The organism is Corynebacterium sp. MSK204 (assembly GCF_030229885.1).
Classification (GTDB): Bacteria; Actinomycetota; Actinomycetes; order Mycobacteriales; family Mycobacteriaceae; genus Corynebacterium.
Genome location: NZ_JASPGQ010000016.1, coordinates 1 through 19,013 on the forward strand (window position 1 = coordinate 1; position 19,013 = coordinate 19,013).

Annotated in this window: 26 protein-coding genes; 6 read left to right on the forward strand and 20 right to left on the reverse strand. The window is 59.3% G+C overall.

Annotation, left to right across the window (positions count from 1 at the left end; genetic code table 11):
- Positions 1 to 219: 219 nt before the first annotated feature.
- From rplE to rplN, 3 genes are read right to left on the reverse strand one after another with little or no spacing between them, the layout of a single operon-like run.
- Entirely contained in the window at positions 220 to 771 is a 552-nt protein-coding gene (gene rplE / locus QP908_RS09850) for a 50S ribosomal protein L5 (RefSeq protein ID WP_005276969.1), read from the reverse strand.
- Positions 772 to 773: 2 nt separating this feature from the next.
- Entirely contained in the window at positions 774 to 1,088 is a 315-nt protein-coding gene (rplX, locus tag QP908_RS09855; protein WP_005276967.1) for a 50S ribosomal protein L24, read from the reverse strand.
- A 4-nt stretch (positions 1,089 to 1,092) separates the two neighbouring features.
- The gene (rplN, locus tag QP908_RS09860; RefSeq protein WP_023025193.1) at positions 1,093 to 1,461 is read right to left on the reverse strand and encodes a 50S ribosomal protein L14; all 369 of its coding nucleotides are present in this window, start codon (positions 1,459 to 1,461) and stop codon (positions 1,093 to 1,095) included.
- A gap of 543 nt (positions 1,462 to 2,004) precedes the next feature.
- Between rplN and QP908_RS09865 the strand changes: the two genes are divergently transcribed.
- Positions 2,005 to 2,343 (forward strand): hypothetical protein, encoded by a 339-nt coding sequence (locus tag QP908_RS09865; RefSeq protein ID WP_284772178.1) that lies wholly within the window; start codon positions 2,005 to 2,007, stop codon positions 2,341 to 2,343.
- Positions 2,344 to 2,634: 291 nt separating this feature from the next.
- Here the strand turns inward: QP908_RS09865 and QP908_RS09870 are convergent, their stop codons facing one another.
- A complete protein-coding gene (locus QP908_RS09870; protein ID WP_239269107.1) occupies positions 2,635 to 4,662 on the reverse strand; it encodes a sucrose-specific PTS transporter subunit IIBC in 2,028 nt (675 codons plus the stop codon).
- Between the two features lie 124 nt (positions 4,663 to 4,786).
- Positions 4,787 to 5,995 (reverse strand): glycoside hydrolase family 32 protein, encoded by a 1,209-nt coding sequence (locus tag QP908_RS09875; protein WP_239269108.1) that lies wholly within the window; start codon positions 5,993 to 5,995, stop codon positions 4,787 to 4,789.
- 20 nt (positions 5,996 to 6,015) lie between these two features.
- Between QP908_RS09875 and QP908_RS09880 the strand changes: the two genes are divergently transcribed.
- Both QP908_RS09880 and QP908_RS09885 read left to right on the forward strand, forming a co-directional pair.
- Positions 6,016 to 6,900, forward strand: coding sequence for a carbohydrate kinase family protein (locus QP908_RS09880; RefSeq protein WP_239275515.1), 885 nt, complete (start codon positions 6,016 to 6,018; stop codon positions 6,898 to 6,900).
- On the forward strand, positions 6,897 to 7,292 hold the full coding sequence (locus QP908_RS09885) for a multidrug transporter (protein WP_239269110.1): 396 nt from the start codon (positions 6,897 to 6,899) through the stop codon (positions 7,290 to 7,292). Before QP908_RS09880 ends, QP908_RS09885 begins: the two co-directional genes overlap by 4 nt.
- A 38-nt stretch (positions 7,293 to 7,330) precedes the next feature.
- On the opposite strand, the gene QP908_RS09890 is transcribed toward QP908_RS09885, so the two are convergent.
- From QP908_RS09890 to QP908_RS09905, 4 genes are all read right to left on the reverse strand, one after another.
- The gene (locus tag QP908_RS09890) at positions 7,331 to 8,158 is read right to left on the reverse strand and encodes an ABC transporter ATP-binding protein (RefSeq protein WP_239269130.1); all 828 of its coding nucleotides are present in this window, start codon (positions 8,156 to 8,158) and stop codon (positions 7,331 to 7,333) included.
- An 84-nt stretch (positions 8,159 to 8,242) separates the two neighbouring features.
- Positions 8,243 to 9,277, reverse strand: coding sequence for a FecCD family ABC transporter permease (locus QP908_RS09895; protein ID WP_239269111.1), 1,035 nt, complete (start codon positions 9,275 to 9,277; stop codon positions 8,243 to 8,245).
- Positions 9,274 to 10,353 (reverse strand): FecCD family ABC transporter permease, encoded by a 1,080-nt coding sequence (locus QP908_RS09900; protein ID WP_239275513.1) that lies wholly within the window; start codon positions 10,351 to 10,353, stop codon positions 9,274 to 9,276. Before QP908_RS09900 ends, QP908_RS09895 begins: the two co-directional genes overlap by 4 nt.
- On the reverse strand, positions 10,354 to 11,301 hold the full coding sequence (locus QP908_RS09905; RefSeq protein WP_284772179.1) for an ABC transporter substrate-binding protein: 948 nt from the start codon (positions 11,299 to 11,301) through the stop codon (positions 10,354 to 10,356).
- Positions 11,302 to 11,428: 127 nt separating this feature from the next.
- Between QP908_RS09905 and QP908_RS09910 the strand changes: the two genes are divergently transcribed.
- On the forward strand, positions 11,429 to 12,223 hold the full coding sequence (locus QP908_RS09910; RefSeq protein WP_239275509.1) for a siderophore-interacting protein: 795 nt from the start codon (positions 11,429 to 11,431) through the stop codon (positions 12,221 to 12,223).
- A 71-nt stretch (positions 12,224 to 12,294) separates the two neighbouring features.
- Here the strand turns inward: QP908_RS09910 and rpsQ are convergent, their stop codons facing one another.
- Genes rpsQ through rpsJ form a run of 11 tightly spaced genes read right to left on the reverse strand, consistent with a single transcriptional unit; the run spans position 12,295 to position 17,469 of the window.
- Positions 12,295 to 12,603 carry a 30S ribosomal protein S17 gene (gene rpsQ / locus QP908_RS09915; protein ID WP_239269114.1) on the reverse strand — a complete coding sequence of 103 codons (309 nt, stop codon included), beginning with the start codon at positions 12,601 to 12,603 and terminating at the stop codon, positions 12,295 to 12,297.
- A gap of 2 nt (positions 12,604 to 12,605) precedes the next feature.
- Positions 12,606 to 12,836: a 50S ribosomal protein L29 gene (gene rpmC, locus QP908_RS09920; RefSeq protein WP_005276944.1), complete on the reverse strand. Its 231-nt coding sequence runs from the start codon at positions 12,834 to 12,836 to the stop codon at positions 12,606 to 12,608.
- Complete coding sequence (gene rplP, locus QP908_RS09925) at positions 12,836 to 13,252, reverse strand: 50S ribosomal protein L16 (protein WP_005276943.1); 417 nt, start codon at positions 13,250 to 13,252, stop codon at positions 12,836 to 12,838. Before rplP ends, rpmC begins: the two co-directional genes overlap by 1 nt.
- Positions 13,253 to 13,255: 3 nt before the next feature.
- On the reverse strand, positions 13,256 to 14,002 hold the full coding sequence (gene rpsC / locus QP908_RS09930; RefSeq protein ID WP_005276941.1) for a 30S ribosomal protein S3: 747 nt from the start codon (positions 14,000 to 14,002) through the stop codon (positions 13,256 to 13,258).
- Positions 14,002 to 14,364 (reverse strand): 50S ribosomal protein L22, encoded by a 363-nt coding sequence (rplV, locus tag QP908_RS09935; RefSeq protein ID WP_005276938.1) that lies wholly within the window; start codon positions 14,362 to 14,364, stop codon positions 14,002 to 14,004. Before rplV ends, rpsC begins: the two co-directional genes overlap by 1 nt.
- Positions 14,365 to 14,367: 3 nt before the next feature.
- Positions 14,368 to 14,646, reverse strand: coding sequence for a 30S ribosomal protein S19 (gene rpsS, locus QP908_RS09940; RefSeq protein WP_005276936.1), 279 nt, complete (start codon positions 14,644 to 14,646; stop codon positions 14,368 to 14,370).
- 13 nt (positions 14,647 to 14,659) lie between these two features.
- The gene (gene rplB, locus QP908_RS09945) at positions 14,660 to 15,496 is read right to left on the reverse strand and encodes a 50S ribosomal protein L2 (protein WP_005276935.1); all 837 of its coding nucleotides are present in this window, start codon (positions 15,494 to 15,496) and stop codon (positions 14,660 to 14,662) included.
- Between the two features lie 35 nt (positions 15,497 to 15,531).
- On the reverse strand, positions 15,532 to 15,834 hold the full coding sequence (gene rplW / locus QP908_RS09950; protein WP_005276934.1) for a 50S ribosomal protein L23: 303 nt from the start codon (positions 15,832 to 15,834) through the stop codon (positions 15,532 to 15,534).
- The gene (gene rplD / locus QP908_RS09955; RefSeq protein ID WP_239269115.1) at positions 15,834 to 16,487 is read right to left on the reverse strand and encodes a 50S ribosomal protein L4; all 654 of its coding nucleotides are present in this window, start codon (positions 16,485 to 16,487) and stop codon (positions 15,834 to 15,836) included. The genes rplW and rplD overlap by 1 nt, the downstream gene beginning before the upstream one ends.
- Positions 16,484 to 17,140 carry a 50S ribosomal protein L3 gene (gene rplC, locus QP908_RS09960; protein ID WP_005276932.1) on the reverse strand — a complete coding sequence of 219 codons (657 nt, stop codon included), beginning with the start codon at positions 17,138 to 17,140 and terminating at the stop codon, positions 16,484 to 16,486. Before rplC ends, rplD begins: the two co-directional genes overlap by 4 nt.
- 23 nt (positions 17,141 to 17,163) lie before the next feature.
- Complete coding sequence (rpsJ, locus tag QP908_RS09965) at positions 17,164 to 17,469, reverse strand: 30S ribosomal protein S10 (protein ID WP_003848085.1); 306 nt, start codon at positions 17,467 to 17,469, stop codon at positions 17,164 to 17,166.
- A gap of 711 nt (positions 17,470 to 18,180) precedes the next feature.
- On the opposite strand from rpsJ, the gene QP908_RS09970 reads away from it, so the two are divergent.
- On the forward strand, positions 18,181 to 18,660 hold the full coding sequence (locus QP908_RS09970; RefSeq protein WP_005276899.1) for an Asp23/Gls24 family envelope stress response protein: 480 nt from the start codon (positions 18,181 to 18,183) through the stop codon (positions 18,658 to 18,660).
- A 5-nt stretch (positions 18,661 to 18,665) separates the two neighbouring features.
- The gene (locus tag QP908_RS09975; RefSeq protein WP_005276897.1) at positions 18,666 to 19,013 is read left to right on the forward strand and encodes a Rossmann-fold NAD(P)-binding domain-containing protein; all 348 of its coding nucleotides are present in this window, start codon (positions 18,666 to 18,668) and stop codon (positions 19,011 to 19,013) included.

The following is a 19,013-nucleotide window of genomic DNA, read 5'->3' on the forward strand; positions in this document are numbered from 1 at the left end:
TCAAAATGGTAATAAGAAGGCCGCTGCTTAACCCCTAAGCAGCTTAACTACGTGTCCACGATTTGCGGGCAACCCCAATGACCAACGCCCTGACACAAACCGGTAGTATCACACCCAAGTAACCGTCATCGTTGCAATGACCCCTAGAATCCACAGATGACAATAAAACTAAAAGGTCCCAACTCCTTCCATGGAAGTTGGGACCTTTTAGCGATCTATTTACTTGAACGGGAAGCCGAGCTCGCGCAGGAGCTTACGGCCCTCCTCGTCGTTGGTAGCACTGGTAACGACGGTGATATCCATACCACGGGGACGATCGATCTTGTCAATGTCGATTTCGTAGAACATGGACTGCTCGGACAGGCCGAAGGTGTAGTTACCGTGACCGTCAAACTGCTGGTCAGACAGACCACGGAAGTCACGAATACGTGGCAGCGCGATGGTCAGCAGACGGTCCAGGAACTCCCACATGCGGTCGCCACGCAGGGTAACGCGTGCGCCGATGGGCATGCCTTCACGCAACTTGAAGTTCGCGATGGACTTCTTTGCGCGACGCAGCTGCGGCTTCTGACCAGTGATAGCGGTCAGGTCCTCGAGAGCGCCATTGATGACCTTGGAGTCACGAGCAGCTTCGCCAACACCCATGTTGACGACCACCTTGGTGACGCCAGGGATCTGCATGACGTTGTCGTAGTTGAACTCTTCGTTCAGGTTCTTGCGGATTTCCTCGCGGTAGCGAGTCTTCAGACGCGGGGTGTAGTTCTCGCTCATTTTTAGATGTCCTTCCCGTTGCTACGCGCGATACGGACCTTTTTGCCGTTCTCGTCGAAACGGTAGCCCACGCGGGTCGGGTTGCCCTCGGAGTCAACGATCGCAACGTTGGACACGTGGATCGGGGCTTCTTGGGTAACGATTCCACCGGACTCAGCGCCACGCTCGGTAGCGGAGTTTGCGACGTGCTTCTTGATGCGGTTAACGCCCTCAACGAGGACCTTTTCGCGCTTCGGGTATGCCTCGATGACCTTGCCCTTCGCACCCTTATCTGGGCCCGAAATGACAATCACCATATCTCCCTTATGGATCTTCATAAGATTAGATCACCTCCGGTGCTAGAGAAACGATCTTCATGAAACGCTTGTCACGAAGTTCACGAGCAACCGGGCCGAAGATACGGGTACCGCGAGGTTCGCTATCGCCCTTCAGAATAACTGCAGCATTCTCGTCAAAGCGGATGTAGGAACCGTCTGGACGACGGGTCTCCTTCTTCGCACGGACGATAACTGCCTTAATTACATCGCCTTCTTTTACGCTGCCGCCTGGAACAGCGTCCTTGACGGTCGCGACAATTACGTCGCCGATGCCAGCGGAGCGTCGGACAGAGCCACCGAGAACGCGGATGCACAAAATTTCACGTGCACCAGAGTTGTCGGCGACGCGCAGACGCGATTCTTGCTGAATCACTATGGGTCTCCTGACCTGGATTGATGTGCGACAAGATTTCCGTCCTTGCCACACGCGGTCTACAAACTTGCTGTGCTCGAGCCTTTACAACGAACACCGTAAAGCGTCGATGGGTCTCGGACCGGCGATTCGGAAACGCACCGCTACGGACCGACCAGCTCTCGCAACCTATACATTCAACCATATGGGGGTGGCGCTTTCCAAACTTCGAATGCGAAGCAACTTTTCGCCCTAGCACCCCCCTATTTAGGACAGCTGTGCCTGGTTTTAAATAATCGGACGATTTTTCTTTGCGCAGCGGTAATGCAGCACAAAGAATCCTGTTAATCTTTAGATCCGTTTATCTCTCAGACGGACTCTTCCCTATTCCACTGCCCCCTAAGGACAAAAATAAATCGCATACCTAAAGTTCTGACCGCCACGGCGTTAGCTGGCGCCCTCACCTTCGGCGTCACACCCACCGCCCCTACGCCGGAAGCAAACGCTCAGGCGCAAAGTGGAATTGGAATTGCTGCCTTAGCAGCAGTTCTCGTAATCGGTGGCGTGACGTGGTACCTCGCCAAGGACGGCATTACCTACATCAGAGATCAATCTCGGACTCACTTGGAGCCTACTCCAGAAGAGAAGGCCGCCTCCCAAGAAATGATCAAAAACAACAAAGAAGAAGTAATCGCTCAAAGTGGCGCAATCGAGGAAACAGCTCCTGAGCAGGCCCCCGTCGAAACACCGGTGGAAGCCGAAGCACCTGCAGCTGTTGAGGCTCCGCGTGGCATGGCGGCAGAAACCGGCTCGAACACTGTCGCTCGGCTCCTGGCAGCCCTCAGCATTGCAGCAATGATGCTTGGCGGCGTGTTCACCGCCCGCCGGAAATTCTTCGCATAGTTCAATTCTCTTGCACTAAACGGTAGGTGTGCGTTAGCACTCGTATTCCTGAGTAGTCCTAAGGCAATTTCCCACGCGATTGGCCCACAACAAAACTTAGCCGTGCCGGTGTTGGTAGCGACCGACTTGGCGGTCTCTTATGGTTTCTAGGGGATCGATACCGTAGCCATTGTCACCGTGGTGACACCAGCCGCCCAAAGCCTGGGCAACGGCGCAACGGCGCCTAATGAACACCTGCAAGTAAAAGGCTGGGTTTATCCCCAGCCTTTCTTGTATCAGAAACCCCAGCCCTTAAGACGTTGCTTCCTTTGTAGAAGTCTCCGCAGTCTCCTGCTGAGCCTTCGGGTCAACGGTAAATAGGTCCGTCCCAGAGCCAATGAGCTCGCCCTCGCGGAAAGCCGCGGTGGGAATAACGGGACCGGTCTTCTTGGCGTTGGACACAACGATTGGCGTCGTTACCGGCAGCCCCGCTTCCTTGATGGCCTCGATATCGAATTCAGCCAGGACCTCGCCTTGCTTGACGGTATCGCCCTTATTGACATGCGAGGTGAAGTGTTCGCCCTTGAGGTTTACCGTATCAAAGCCAATGTGCATAAGGATGTCAATCGGTCCCACCGCTGGGTCGTCTACGCGCAGGGCGTAGGCGTGGTGGGAAGGAAAGGTCACGGTGATGGTGCCATCGGCAGGCGCGACGAGCTTGCCGACGGTCGGTTCGATAGCAACGCCTTTACCTAGCTTGCCCCCGGCGAACATGGGGTCCTTAACTTTGGATAGGGGCACAGCATTTCCCTCTAGCGGGGAAAATATTGTCGCGGCATCTGCGGCGGCGGAAGCGCTGGCAGCAAACTCTTCAGCAGCCTCGGCGGCCATAGCCTGTGCGGCGGGAGGATTGACCTCATCAGGATCGATGGTGCCGTTGCGGTGGATGAGCACCCGCCCGTACAGGTAGGCCCCGATGAAGGCTGCGGCGAAGGAGATGACACCACACAGCAAGAAGGTCGGGACAAAGCGGGGGACGGAAACGAAACCAATGAAGCCGGCGGCACCGAGGGCATCCGCAAGCACGCCAAAAATGGCGATAAACGTAGACGCAATAGCTGATGCCGCCATACCGATATAAAACGGCCAACGCAGGCGCAGGTTAACGCCGAAAATCGCGGGCTCAGTAATACCAAACAGTGCCGAGATACCTGAGGCGCCGGCCAAGCCCTTGAGCTTTTCGGAGCGCGCCAAGAAGTACACGGCCAAGGCCACACCACCTTGGGCAATATTGGCCATCGAGGCAATGGGGAAGATGAAGGAACCGCCCTCATTCCACAGCATCGTCTCAATGGGCGGGAAGGATTGGTGTAGGCCGGTAATGACGATCGGCGAATAAACCAGACCGAAAAGGAAGCCCGCCACGGGACCGGCAAAGTCATACAAGTTGGCCAGCCCCATGCCCAACCACTCACCGGCGGTGCGCAAGATTGGGCCCAGCCCCATAAAGGTAATAAAGCCCGTCACCAGCAGGGTAAGCAGGGGTGTAAGCATGAAGTCCACGGTGCCCTTGAGGTGCTTGTGCAGGAACTTTTCAATCGTCGCCAGGATCCAGGCGATGACCAGAATGGGCAAGATGGAGCCCTGGTAGCCAGCTTGGGCAACGTCGATGCCAAAGATATCCCAGTAGGGCATCTCGCCATTTTCAATAGCCTCGGCAACGTTATAGCCGCTAACCAAATCCGGCATGACCATCGCCATGGCCATGCCAGCGCCGAGGAATTCATTGCCGCCAAAGCGCTTAGTAGCAGTAAAGCCCACAAGGATGGGCAAGAAAGCAAAGGGAGCGGATGCCAGGAGGTTGACCAGCCCAGCAAAACCTTCCCACGAGGGATACATTTCGATGACGGATTGATCCCCAAATAGTCCCGGCGCGGTCAGCACATTATTTAATGCCATCAACAAACCGCCGCCGAGCAGGATGGGGATTAGCGGAACAAAGATATCGGCCAAGACCTTGACCGCGCGGGAAAACCAGTTGCCGGATTCCGCGGCAATATCCTTCAAGCGATCGGTGGACACGGCGACGTCCTTGGAAATGGACTTGGTCATCTCCTGAAAGACGATATTGACATCACCCGGGCCCACGATGACCTGGAACATGCCACCGGCTTCGAAGGTGCCCTTCAGATCCGGATCGTTGTCTAGCGCTGCGGTATCGACCTTGTCCGAATCATCCAAGACCATGCGCAAGCGCGTGGCGCAGTGGGCAAGGGCAATAATATTTTCTTCGTCGCCTAATGCCTTCAGGGTGCGGGCGGCGACCTCTTTATGCTCCATGGACCGACCTTTGTTATTTAGGTCACATCAAATGACCGGATGTGATTGGCTACTTCCCATTTAAGTCTGTTTGGACCCAAATGTCCACAAAGCAAAAAGCTGTCGACCCTAGTTTCGCAGGGTCTTAGTCCAGCGGCTCCCATGCCTGCCAGGGAGCATCCCCAAAAACGGCGAAGGACGCGGCGATGCGACCGCCGCCGGCAAAGACTTCTACGGCGCAGCCATCGGCAATGAGCCGCATTTCTCCATCGGGGCATGTGATCGGCTCACCGCCGTTGAAAGAGATGGTGCCACCGCCTTGCACCACGCGGAACGCTTCCTTCCCGGTGGCGTCGACAAGCGCATAAGCCCCCTCCCCCGTTACATCGATGGTCGAGCCAAAGCCGTCCCTGCCGCGGGTTTCCGGCAGCGCAGGCCACAGCGGTTCTTGACACAGGTAGTTATCTTCCAGCCACAGCCGCCGCGGAATAGTCAAGGTATGCACCCACCCCTGCGTTGGCGTCTCATCATGACCGGGCATGCCCATCCAGCCCAACAGGATATTTTCCTCGGTTGCTTGCGGCGCATAAAACTGCGTGCCGTGATCCAGAAGGGTAAAGCCGCGCTCAACGTGGAAATTAAGCCCGTCCAAGGTGCCGACGACGTAGCCACACCGGTCCGTTTCCTCCTGTGGGCAGAAGATCAGCACGTGTTTATCCCCAAAGGTCAGCAGGTTGGGACACTCCCACATATAGCCACCGGGAAGCTGCGCGGGATCATCAAAAACAAGCTCACCTTGGAATTCCCACCGCTTTAAATCCTGCGAATAATACAGCACGATGGTTCCGCGTTCGTCTTCCGTTTGCGCACCAATGACCATGCGCCCTCCCTCCCCGGCGCGGGAAATATGGGGATCGCGGAAATGGCCGGTATATCCCTCCGGAGAATCAGCGATGAGCGGGTTGTCGGTATCGCGGACATAGATCCCGCCTTCTGGCCCGGAAGGGTCTATAACCCGCACGCGGTTCTGCGACGGGATGCGGCGCCCGTCTTCTTTCAAGTTCCCCGTATAAAAAAGCCACACGTCAGTGCCGTCAACAACGGCCCCGCCGGAGTAGCACCCATCCTTGTCATAGGGCAGGTCAGGATAGAGCGCATCGGGATAATGCCGCCATGGAGTAGGCGCGGACACCGTGGTGGTGGCGTGACCCCAGCCAGTCCGCTTGGGCTTGTGCGGAAAAGCAGGGTCATGCTGGTAATACGCGTGCAGAATATCGCCATCCACAAAAAGGCCATTGGGGTCATTGAGGCGGCCCAGTGGTGGGGCAAGGTGAAAGTTCGGTCGGTGGTTCATGTCCCCGATACTATGGAACTATGACTATTCATGTGTGCGGCGAAGGCCTCGTGGACTTGGTTCCGGTATCCCCCGGCCGCTTGAATGACCTCACCCCGGCGCTGGGCGGCGGCCCCTTCAACGTGGCCATCGCGGCGGCGCGCTTGGGCGCGGACGTGGAGTTTCAATCGCGGATTTCTACCGATGGGTTTGGCCAAGAATTATTTCGACGCTTGGAGGAAGAAGGCGTCGAGACCGCCCACGTGCAGCGCGGCGAAGAACCGACCACCTTGGCGGTGACCACCATCGCGGAAAACGGCACGGCTTCTTATAACTTTTATGTGGAAGGCACCGCAGATCGCTTCGTTGAGCCCAAACTAGCTCCGGCAGATATCGCCTGCTTCGGTACCGTCTCCCTGGCCTTGGAACCGGGCGCTTCCCGCTACGCGCAGCTGCTCAGGGACTTCGCCGCACAGGGAACGCTCGTGGCCCTAGATCCCAATATCCGGCCCTTTTATGCCACCGAAGCGCATAAGAAATTCCTGACGGATTTGCTGCCACACGTCTCGGTGCTGAAGCTATCAGATGAAGAGGTGGACTTTTTAGGCGAGGACTTCACCAACCAAGTGCCCATCGTGGTCACCACCCGCGGCGGCGACGGAATTAGCGTCAGGGCTGGGGACACGTCCCTCGACGTTCCCGCCGCCGCAGTTGAAGTCACCGATACCATCGGTGCCGGCGACACCATCATGGCAGCCCTTTTGGCGCAATTAGATGAACGTGGCCTCGATGTGGACAAGGCCGCAGCACTAAGCGCCGAAGAGTGGCGCGAAATCCTCCACTTCGCTGCCACCGCAGCCGGCATCACCGTCTCCCGCACCGGCGCCAATCCCCCACTGCGCAAGGAAGTAGAGTCTGCCCTATGAGCTATACCAAGCGCACGCTGTGGATACACCTGGGACTATTCCTCTTAGCGTTCCTCGCGTTCATCCTCCCCGTCGTCGTCGGCACCGCAGCCCTACTCCCCCTCTGGCTCTCGGGTGGAGTAAGCATCATCCTTGCAGCGGGCGCGCTTATCGATGCCGCCTTTAAATTCTTCGCCCCCGCCTCCCCACGCAGCCTCAAGCTACTCTCCGGCATCGCCGGCATCGTGCTGCTGGTGGGCTGGGTAATCTGGATCTACATATACGGCAACATGGCGGCCGTGGGTACGGGCACCTACCGCATTGGCAATTTCCTGTTGAGTGTCGGCTGCGTGCTCAACCTCTTCATCATCGCCATTTCGGTTTTGGACATCCGCCGGTTGGCGCGGCAGTAGCCAAGCCAAACGCTCCTGGCGCTTAGCGCGGGCAGCGCTTAGCTGTCGCTGGGGAGGACGCGGCGAGGGACGATAATGGGGGCATCGCCAAGCGGGTCGTCCCAGGCCTCCGCCTCGATACCATAGGCCTGCGCCAATACCTTCGGAGCCAGCGCTTGTTTCGGCGCCCCGCGCGCGATGATATCGCCGGCCTTCATCACCACCATGGAATCGGAGTAGTGGCCCGCGAGCATGAGATCGTGCAGGACCACAACCACCGTTTTGCCGGCGCGCGCCTGTGCGCGAGCCAGCTCCAACATGCTCATGGCATGGGCGGGGTCAAGGAAGGTCGTGGGTTCATCAAGAAGCAGCACCGGCGTATCTTGCGCCAGAGCCAATGCGAGCCAGACACGCTGGCGCTGCCCGCCCGACAGGGAGGCGATATCGCGGTCGAGGAAGTCCACAATCTCCGTGGCCTCGCAGGCCTGGGCGATGATCTCTCGGTCCGTAGGAGAAAGGCCGCGCATCCTGCCCTGATAGGGGTGGCGCCCGCGCGCGACCAACTCGCCTACCCGCAGCCCATCCGGCGCCACGGGGTGCTGTGGCAGCAACGCCACCTGCTGCGCGGCTTCCTTCGCGTTCATCGCATGCAGGTCAGCCTCCCCGACCATGACGCTGCCCTGCCGCGGGGCCAGGATTTTAGATAGCGTCTTAAGCAGCGTGGACTTGCCGCAGCCATTGGGCCCAATGAGCGTGGTGACCTCACCGGCGCGGGCGTGCAGGTCGACGCCGGCGAGGATATCCTCGCCGTCCTTATATCCCGCATGGATGCCGGTGGCTTCGAGGCTGCACCGGCGCTTCGAGCGCGTGGGCTGATTATCCGTCATATCTTTTCCTTCATCCACGAACGACTGTGTAGGACTTTGTGGTTGGCTCGTTTGTCCGGTCCTCGCTGTCGCGCGCCACAGCGTTTAGGTGCGCCGGGCCGCATTCCACACCAATACCACCAGGGCGCAGCCGCCGATGACCGAGGAAACCGCGCCCACCGGGGCATTGACCGGAATCGCGCCAGCGATGACGGCGCACACGGTCAGCAGCGCTGCGCCCGCGGCTGCCGATGCCACCGGCGATGGCGTAGGCGTGCGCGCCACCATCCGCGCCAGGTGCGGCGCTAGCAGCGCGATAAATCCAATGGGTCCCACCACCGAAACCACCACGGCACAGATACCGGTTGCCGCGATGAGCAACAGGGCGCGCTGGCGGGTGATATTGACACCCAGGGTGGTCGCGGAGGAATCATCATGGGCAAGCAGCGGCAGCTCCCGCGCGCACCAGATGCCTATGGCGAGAAACGGCGCCAGGGCCACCAGCAGAGGGACGATGACCTCCATGCGCACGAACCCGGTCGAGCCTGCCAGCCACGTCTGTGCCTCGGCCGCGCGCTGGATCTGGGCGCTGCGCATCAAATACGCCACGATGGCCTGAAACATCAGCGATAAGGCAATGCCGACGATGACGATGCGATTGCTCGTGCCGATGCCACCCAAGACGGCGAGGAGAATAACGACGAGGAGGGCACCGCACATCGCCAAGCATGCCCGCCACCAGAAGTCCGGGATACCGTCCGCGAAACCGGGGCGCGAATGCACGGTGCCCAGCACCACCAGGACCGATGCGCCGCCAGTAACGCCGAGGATATCCGGCGATGCTAGCGGGTTGCGGGCCATGGTCTGCGTCCACGAACCGGCCACGCCGAGGGCGGCGCCGACGATGACGGTGGCGATGGCAACAGGCAGGCGCAAGTCCCACACCACCCTGATGTGGCTCTCGCTGCCGCCGCCGGTGAGCACATCGAGGACCTGCCGCGGGCTCAATTCCAGCGGCCCTTGCCCCAGCAATACCAGGTAGGCGGCAAGCGCAATAAGGCCAAATACGAGCGTAGAGGCGAGCACGCGGACGTGCTGGCGACGCTGTTGCGCTTGCAGGATACTGTTTATTGTTGTCATGCGTTATCGCCCCACGCTCTGCCCACGCCACGGTGGGCGCCCCAAATGAGGAAGGGCGCGCCCACGATGGCAAGCACGATAGACATCTCTAGCTCCGAGTTACCCACGATGAGCCGGCCGATGATATCGGCCGCGAGCACGGCGCAACCGCCCAAGAGCGCGGAGGGCAAGATCATCGTGGCCACGCTGGGGCCAACCACCCGCCGCACGATGTGAGGGATGGCGAAGCCGACGAAGGCAATGGGGCCCGTTGCCGCCGTGGCGCTGCCGGCCAGCACCACGACGCTGAGCGCCGCGCCCACCCGCGCGGTGGTGGGAGACCCGCCCAAGGCGAGCGAGGACTCCTCCCCCATGGCCAAAAGGTCGAGCGGCCTAGCCGCCATCGCCGCGCACGCGAGGCCAATGAGCAGGCCAATACCCGCAATGGCGACGTCTTCTGGGCCGCGCCCAAAGGTCGAGCCGATGGTCCAGCGCCGCATGCTATCGAGCACGTCCGTGGAATACAGGCCGATGATCGCCGCGCCCGATCCCAAGGCGGCGGAGACGCCGGCGCCGACGAGAATGAGCGTCAGTGGGTCCTGGAACCGCCGCGAGACGGCCAGAACCAGCAGCGTGGTAATGCCCGCGCCAACGAGCGCGAGGGTGGTCCGCATGCCGGTGGTGGTAGCGATGCCAATGGCCGTGCCTAGGGCAACGAAGAACGACGCGCCCGCGGTAATACCGATAAAGCCCGGGTCCGCCAGCGGGTTCCTGGTCCACGATTGCGCCAAGACACCGGCGACGGCAAGGGCCGCGCCGGCGAAATAGGCCAAGAAGGTGCGCGGCATGCGCAGGTTCCACACGATATCGCGGATATCCTGCTCGCCTGCCCTGCGCAGCGCGGCGATGACCTCATCGGGTGGAATGGAACGGGAACCCAGCGCCAAGGACGCCACCGCCAGCGCGAGGCTGGCGAGGATGAGGGCGACAAGGAACGTCGTGCGACCCTTTCCCCGCTCCATCACCGGTGTGGCTGTGGGGTTTTGCGCTGTGGAACCCGTCTGGATAGTCTGGCCGTCCTTCGTGGTTGCTGACAATTACAGCTTCTCTTCAAACTTATCTATTGCCCAAGGGATGGTCACTGGGTTCGGCATGCTCATGGCGTTGCCAGTATCCGTGTCCAGGTAGCGCACACGCTTATCCTTGACTACATCGAGGCCCTGGAAGGTCTTATCCTTCTTCAAGACATCGGCAGAGCCGTTGTAGTCCAGGACAAAGAGGTGATCAACCTGGTTCAGCTTTGCGTAGTTTTCCGGGGCAATGTCAACGAAGAAGCTGCTGCCATCGCCCTTCAACTCATCGGGGATTTCCATGCCAAGATCCTCGATGAACTGGCCGCGCCCATCCTCATCGGTGTACAGGCCAATCTTGCCGTCATAAGGCATGACGATGGCTGCGGACTTGCCCTGCAACTCGGTGTGCTCGCGGCGGAATTCCTCGAAGGCGTTCTCGGTGTCCTTGATAAGTTTATCGCCTTCGTCTTCCTTATCCACGGCATCCGCGATGGCCTCAACTTGGTCCTCCCAGGGAACCTGCCAGTCTTCATAGCCATCCGGCTTGACGGTGGTCGGCGCGATATCCTCCAGGGATTCCTTCGTGCGCGCATCTACTGCCTGGTTCACAGCAATAATCTTGGTGGGATCAGCAGCGGTAATCTGCTCGAAGGTATCCGCGGTGAAACCAGTTGCGGTGTTGTAGATGACCTCAGGCTTGGCATCGCCAAGCAGCTTCTTTGACCACGGGCCAACGCCGAAAGGATCGCCATCGCCCTCAGCGCCCCACGGCGCCACCGTCACGGGAGTAATGCCTAGGGCGAGCAGCGTATCGGCATCCCCCAGGCCCAGGCTAGCCACGCGCTCTTCGCTGGCGGCGTCGGTGGACTGCGTGCTTTCATCGCCCTCACCACGCGAGCAACCGGCTAATGCGACGGCTCCGGCTGACAGCAGTGCCACAACGCCCATGGTGCGGCGTCCGAAAATCTTCATGAAGCTGGCCCTTTCAAAAAGGAAGAAATTGACGTTGCTGATCCTAGACCCCAATCAAAGGATTAGGCAAGGCTTAGCTTCGAACGAGTATGTTGAATGCATGAGCTGTTCCCTACAATCGTCCCCGATGACTGAACACCAACTGATTCCCGTTACCCTGACCGCGAATGAACTGATCCGGCCGCGCCTGCACCGCCTGACGTTTCATGCCGAGGCGTTCCGGACGTATGACCTTGCCGGCCCCGATGAATTCTTTGGCCTTGTCATGCCCCAAACCGGGCAGGAATTTACGCCCTTCCCCGTCGACGGCGTTAACCTCCGAGCCGCCGTCGCCGCTATAGACGAGGAGACGCGGCCGGACCTGCGCTGGTACACCATCCGCGCGCTCCACCCCGAGGAGGCCACTATCGATGTCGATGTGGTCACCCACGGCGATTCCGGCCCCGGCTCGCGATGGATTCTGCGCGCGCAACCCGGCGATACAGCGGGGTTCTTTACCTGCAACGAGATGTGGCGGCCTACCGAGGCTGCGCAGCTATTGGTCGCCGATGCCTCCGCCCTGCCTGCCCTTCGGCACATCCTTTCCTACCAAGAGGAACATGACCCAGCGAAGCTCGGTTCCACCGACGTTGTAGCGGTGGTCACCAGCGATGACGAGGTAGAGCCCGGGCTTACGGACAGGTGGGAGTCCCGCGTGCGCAGCATGCGCGTCCTTCGCACCGAGCCGCACAAGGAGGCGGATTCTGTCGTTGCCACGCTGAAAGCAGATTATGCCGGTGCGCCGACGCCAGGATACGTGTGGGTCTCCGGCGAGGGGGACTTGGCGAAGAAGGTCCGGGGCCTCGTGGTGAGAGATTGGGGCCTTTCTTCCGACGACGTCACCTGGGTGCCCTACTGGTTCTACGGAAGGGCCCGGCCTTAAGAGCTCTAAACCAGCGAAAGGCCCCTGTATCGAACCATATGGTCCGGTACAGGGGCTGCGCTGGCTAGGTTTTACTTAGCCTTCTCGATGATCTTTACGAGACGGAAGTGCTTGTCCTTGGACAGCGGGCGGGTCTCAGCGATACGTACGAGATCGCCTACGCCTGCGGTTTCTTCCTCATCGTGCGCCTTAACCTTCTTGTTAGAGCGCATGATCTTGCCGTACAGAGCGTGCTGCTTGCGGTCTTCGATCTCGACGACGATGGTCTTGGACATCTTGTCCGAGACGACGTAGCCGGTGCGGACCTTAGGAGCACCCTTGACCTTCTCCTTCTTCGGAGTTGGTCCCTTCTTGGATTCAGTCACGTTAGCCTCACTCATGATTAAGCCTCAGCTCCCGGAGCGACAGACAGGCCCAGCTCGCGCTCGCGCAGAACGGTGTAGATGCGGGCAATGTCGCGCTTAACCGTGCCGATGCGGCGGTTGTTGGTCAGCTGGCCGGTGGCCTTCTGGAAACGAAGGTTGAACAGTTCTTCCTTCGCATCCTTCAGACGGGTTTCCAGCTCTGCGTTGTCGAGCTCACGGAACTCGTGGGCGGGGGTACCGGTTGCCATTAGAACTGGTCCTCCTTCTTGATGATGCGGACCTTGCAAGGAAGCTTCTGGCCAGCGCGGCGCAGAGCCTCGATTGCAACAGCCTCAGTTGGGTAGCTCATCTCGAAAAGTACGCGGCCAGGCTTCACGTTAGCCACCCACTTCTCAACCGGGCCCTTACCAGAACCCATACGAACACCGAGCGGCTTCTGGGTCAACGGACGGTCCGGGAAGATGTTGATCCACACCTTGCCACCACGCTTAACGTGGCGGTTGATGGCAATACGTGCGGCCTCAATCTGACGGTTGGTGATGTACGCAGGCTCCAGTGCCTGGATTGCGTAATCGCCGAAGTTAATGCGGTTTCCGCCCTTGGACACGCCACGACGGCTCGGGCGGTGCTGACGGCGGTACTTAACACGCTTAGGAATCAGCATGGATTAGCCCTCCTGCTTCTGCTGTGCACGCTGGCGGCGCTGGCCACCGCGGCGGGAGCGACCGTTGCGGTCACCACGGCCACGGCCCTGTGCCGGAGCGTTCAGTTCGGACTCGCGTACGCCACCGACGACGTCACCCTTGTAGATCCACACCTTGATGCCGATGCGGCCGAAGGTGGTGTGGGCCTCTGCGGTGCCGTAGTCGATCTCGGCGCGAAGAGTGTGCAGCGGAACGCGGCCCTCGTGGTAGCGCTCGACGCGGGACATTTCTGCACCGCCCAGGCGGCCGGACAGCAGGATCTTGATGCCCTTAACCTGTGGCTGGCGCATAGCGGACTGGATAGCCTTGCGCATTGCACGACGGAATGCGACGCGGTTAACCAGCTGCTCCGCAATGGAGTGAGCAACGAGGGTTGCGTTTGCGTCTACCTGCTTGACCTCGAGGATGTTGAGGGCAACCATCTTGCCGGTGAGCTTTTCCAGCTCGCGACGGATGCGGTCAGCCTCAGCACCACGGCGGCCAATCACGATGCCCGGGCGGGCGGTGTGAATGTCCACGCGTACGCGGTCACGGGTGCGCTCGATAACAATGTCGGCGATGCCGGCGCGCTCGAGGCCCTTGTTGAGGTAGTTACGAATCTTGATGTCTTCGGCTACGTAGTTCGCGTAGTCCTTATCCGCGAACCAGTGGGTCTTCCAGTCGGAGGTGATGCCCAAACGTAGGCCGTGAGGATGGATCTTCTGGCCCATTACTTGGCCCCTTCCTGCTGGCTTTCGACAACCACGGTGATGTGGCTGGTGCGCTTACGAATCATGAATGCACGACCCTGTGCACGCGGCTGGAAACGACGCATGGTCGGTCCCTCGTTGGCGTATGCCTCAGAGATGACCAGGGTGCGTGGGTCGAGGCCGAAGTTGTTCTCAGCGTTAGCGGCTGCGGAAGCAACGACCTTTGCAACTGGCTTGGAAGCACCCTGCGGTGCGTACTTCAGGATTGCCAAAGCTTCGCTTACGGACTTGCCGCGGACCAGATCGAGCACACGACGTGCCTTCATCGGGGTAACGCGGACGTAGCGGGCCGTGGCGGATGCGGAGGTGATGGTCTCACTCATCGCTTATCGACGTCCCTTCTTGTCATCCTTGACGTGACCCTTAAAGGTCTTGGTTGGTGCAAACTCGCCCAACTTGTGGCCGACCATGGAGTCCTCGATGAAGACCGGCACATGCTTGCGGCCGTCGTGGACGGCGAAGGTGTGTCCGATGAAATCGGGGAGAATGGTCGAGCGGCGAGACCAGGTCTTGATGACCTGCTTGGTGCCTGCATCGTTTTGAGCATCCACCTTGTTGAGGAGGTGCTCATCGACGAACGGGCCTTTCTTAAGGCTGCGTGGCATTGTTTACCTCCTCTTAGCGCTTCTTGTTCGGGCGACGACGGCGCACGATCATGTTGTTGGAGTAACGGTTCGGGTTGCGGGTGCGACCCTCCTTGTGACCCCATGGGGACACTGGGTGGCGACCACCGGAGGTCTTACCCTCACCACCACCGTGTGGGTGGTCAACCGGGTTCATAACGACACCACGGACGGTCGGGCGAACGCCCTTCCAACGCATGCGGCCGGCCTTGCCCCAGCGGATGTTCATCTGCTCGGCGTTGCCAACTTCACCAACCGTTGCGCGGCAACGGATGTCCACGCGGCGGATTTCAGAAGACGGCATACGCAGAACTGCGTACTTGCCTTCCTTACCCAGCAGCTGGATGGAAGCACCAGCAGAGCGAGCCAGCTTAGCGCCAGCGCCAGGCTTGAGCTCAACAGCGTGGATGGTCGAACCGGTCGGGATGTTGCGCAGCGGCAGGTTATTGCCCACCTTGATATCTGCGTTCGGGCCGGACTCGACAACGGCACCCTGCTTCAGGCCCTTCGGCGCAATGATGTAGCGCTTCTCGCCATCTACGTAGTGCAGCAATGCAATGTTTGCGGTGCGGTTCGGGTCGTACTCAATGTGAGCGACCTTTGCCGGAATGCCGTCCTTGTCGTTACGACGGAAGTCGATCAGACGGTAACGGCGCTTGTGGCCACCGCCGATGTGGCGGGTGGTGATGCGGCCGTAGTTATTACGACCACCGGTTTTGCTCAGCGGGCGCAGCAGGGACTTCTCCGGAGTCGAACGAGTGATCTCGTCAAACTCAGATACGGAGGATGCGCGGCGACCCGGAGTTGTCGGCTTGTACTTACGAATAGCCATAATTCTTCCTTTTCCTTTCGGCTCTCCGGTGGCGCTTAAGCGCCTGCGCCGAAGACGTCGATGGAGTCGCTGCCTTCACGGAGCGTCACGTATGCGCGCTTGGTGGACTTACGCTGACCGAAGCCGGTGCGGGTGCGCTTGCGCTTACCTGCACGGTTTACGGTATTCACGGAGTCGACCTTCACGTCAAAGATCTGCTCGACGGCATCTTTAATCTGGGACTTGTTGGAGTCTGGGGAGACGAAGAACGTGTAAACGTTCTGCTCCATCAGACCGTAGGACTTCTCAGATACAACCGGGGCGATGATGACATCGCGCGGGTTAGAAATCTTAGCCATTAGTTCTCCTCCTTATCCGCGCCGGTAGCGCGAGTGATGAAGGTGTGTAGCGCCTCAACGGAGAACACAACGTCATCGGAGTAGAGAACGTCGTAGGTGTTGAGCTGACCGGCGTCCAGGATCTGAACGTTCGGCAGGTTATTAGCGCTACGACGGGCGTTGATATCCTCGCGGCCGATAACCAGCAGCACGTTGTCGCGCTCGGTCAGGGACTCGAGGAAAGCCTTGGCCGCCTTGGTGGACGGCTTCTGGCCTGGAACCAACTCTTCGATGACATGGATGCGCTCGTTGCGAGCACGGTCAGACAACGCACCGAAGAGAGCAGCCTTGATCATCTTCTTAGGGGTGCGCTGTGCGTAGCTACGTGGCTGCGGGCCGTGGACGGTGCCACCGCCGGTGTAGTGCGGCGCACGGATGGAACCCTGGCGCGCACGACCGGTGCCCTTCTGGCGGAAAGGCTTGCGGCCACCACCACGGACAGCGCCGCGAGTCTTGGTGGCGTGGGTGCCCTGACGAGCAGCAGCAAGCTGTGCGTTGACAACCTGGTGCATCAAAGCAACGGATGCCTCGGTGTCAAAGATTTCAGCCGGCAGGTCCACGGAGCCATTGGTCTTACCTTCAGAGGTGTGGACGTCTAGCTTGAGGTTGCTCATGCGTGTGCACCGCCCTTCACTGCGGTCTTAACGGTGACGAGGCCGCCGCGCGCACCAGGGATAGCACCCTTGATGAGCAGCAGGTTGGACTCGACATCGACTTTCTGAATCTTCAGGTTTTGGGTTGTCACGCGGTCGTGGCCCATGCGGCCAGCCATGCGCTTGCCCTTGAAGACGCGGCCCGGGGTAGCAGCGCCACCGATACCACCAACGCGGCGGTGAGCGGCCTGGTTACCGTGAGCTGCGCCCTGACCCTGGAAGCCGTGGCGCTTCATAGCACCAGCGTAGCCGTGGCCCTTGGTCTGGCCGGTGACGTCAACGAAGGTGATGCCTTCGAAGATGTCTACCTTGACCTCTTGGCCAACCTCGTATGCGGAGGTGTCGTCCATGCGGATTTCTGCAACGTGACGACGCGGGGTTACGCCAGCCTTCTTGAAGTGACCAGACTCAGGCTTGTTTGCCTTGCGTGGGTCAATCTCGCCAAAGGCGATCTGGATGGCACTGTAACCATCGGTTTCGGGGGTGCGAATCTGGGTGACAACGCATGGCCCTGCTTCAACGACGGTAACCGGAACAACGCGGTTCTCATCGTCGAAGACCTGGGTCATGCCGAGCTTCTTGCCCAGAATGCCCTTGATCTCGTTTTCACTCATTATTAGTTCTCCACCAAAGTCGCTTACTGGATGTTCACGTCGACGCTTGCCGGAAGATCGATGCGCATCAAAGCATCAACGGTCTTCGGGGTCGGGTCGAGAATATCGATCAGGCGCTTGTGCGTGCGCATCTCGAAGTGCTCGCGAGAGTCCTTGTACTTGTGCGGAGAACGAATAACTGCGTACACGTTCTTCTCGGTTGGGAGCGGCACTGGGCCAACTACACGAGCACCCGTACGGGTAACGGTCTCGACGATCTTCTTTGCAGAAGCGTCGATTGCCTCGTGGTCATAGGCCTTCAGCCGAATGCGGATCTTTTGTCCCGCCACGCTTATCCTCTTCCTCGCTTCCCCACTTTCACATTCCCGGCGTTTCCGGGGCGTGAAGCGGTGGGAAATTGCTTCTCGATTTCTCTATAACGTTGTCCGGGCCTGGGGCCTGACACAACGCCAGTGGTCTGACTGTCATGACAACCAAGAGATACAGCACATGGCAAATGCCAGTCTGCAGTGCTCCTGACGGGGTACAAGACCCGTAGTCAAAGTATTGTGAAGAGGACGGTTTTCACGCATTACACGTGGAGAGTGTCCTATTCGCTAACTGCCGCTGTTTATTTGCCATGCCCCTTCTCCGGTCCATCGTCTCGGGGTGTCTCTGCTCTAGCGCGGACCTAGCCCGATCGGATGACCTTCCAGTCTGTGTTTCAGGAAACCCCTGAGCCACGGTGACAACGAAGGTGTCATGTTCGCTTTACCAGCTCAGCGTCTCCCCGATATGCACCGTGTTTAAGACGGCCCATTATCGGTTCGCGCTGCCCTGTTAAAGCAACCTAAATATTTAAGCACGATGGGCTGGTGTTTTTCAAACCACTCCGGCAATAGTGCCAATAATCACGTTTTGGTAAATATTGTTGTCCTAGACCCCACGTCTGCTTGGGCGGTAGGTACGCTCAAGGAAGGATTTTGAACCGTTGGTTCTTGGTCCTTCAATTTCATATTGCGACCATGCAAGTCAATTTTTAAGGAAAGGCCTTAAAGACCATGTCTGAGAACAACACTCCTGCAAAGCACTCTGAGAACAACGTTGCCGCTTCTGAAGAGCGCGAGGTAAACAACAACCTGGAGACTCAGTACGGCACCACCACCATTGATGACGTCGTTGTTTCCAAGATCGCTGGCATTGCAGCCCGCGAAGTTTCCGGCGTTGACTCCCTCGGTGGCGGCGGCGCTCGCATGATGGGCACCATCCGCGAGTCCTTCGGTGCATCCGAGGACGTACGCCAGGGTGTTGACGTAGAGGTAGAAAACGGCTCCGCAAAGATCGAGATCGCCATCACCGCTGAGTACGGTGTTGCTATCCACGAGCTGGCTGAGGCAATCCGCCGCAACATCATGAATGCTGTCGAGCGCATGACCGGCCTGACCGTAGAGCGCGTTGACGTTGTCGTTCACAACGTCAAGCTGCCGAAGGAAGACTCCGAGTCTGAAGAGCAGGCTGCACTGAACCAGGGCCAGGCATAAGAACAATGCCTGAACCCCGAGCACAATTTGAGCTCGAGGTAAGCCACGCTCACGCAATTGCGGAAGCGGTGCAAAAGCTCAACGGTGTCGCGGGCCTTGACGGCGGACGCTACGGCTCGGTGAACCTACTCTTCCCGGGCGAAAGGGTTTCCGGCATGCGCCGGCCCGATCCCCGCGACGATCGCCACCTGCAAATCAACGTTCGCGTTGATATCAGTGCGCAACCTGATCTGTACCGTCTGGCGGAAGAAATCCGCTCGACCGCCCGCAAGGCATGTACGGAACTAGATCGCGTCGACGTTGAGTTTTCTGATGCCGTAGATGGCTTATCCGCTGCTCCCTCGAAGGATTAG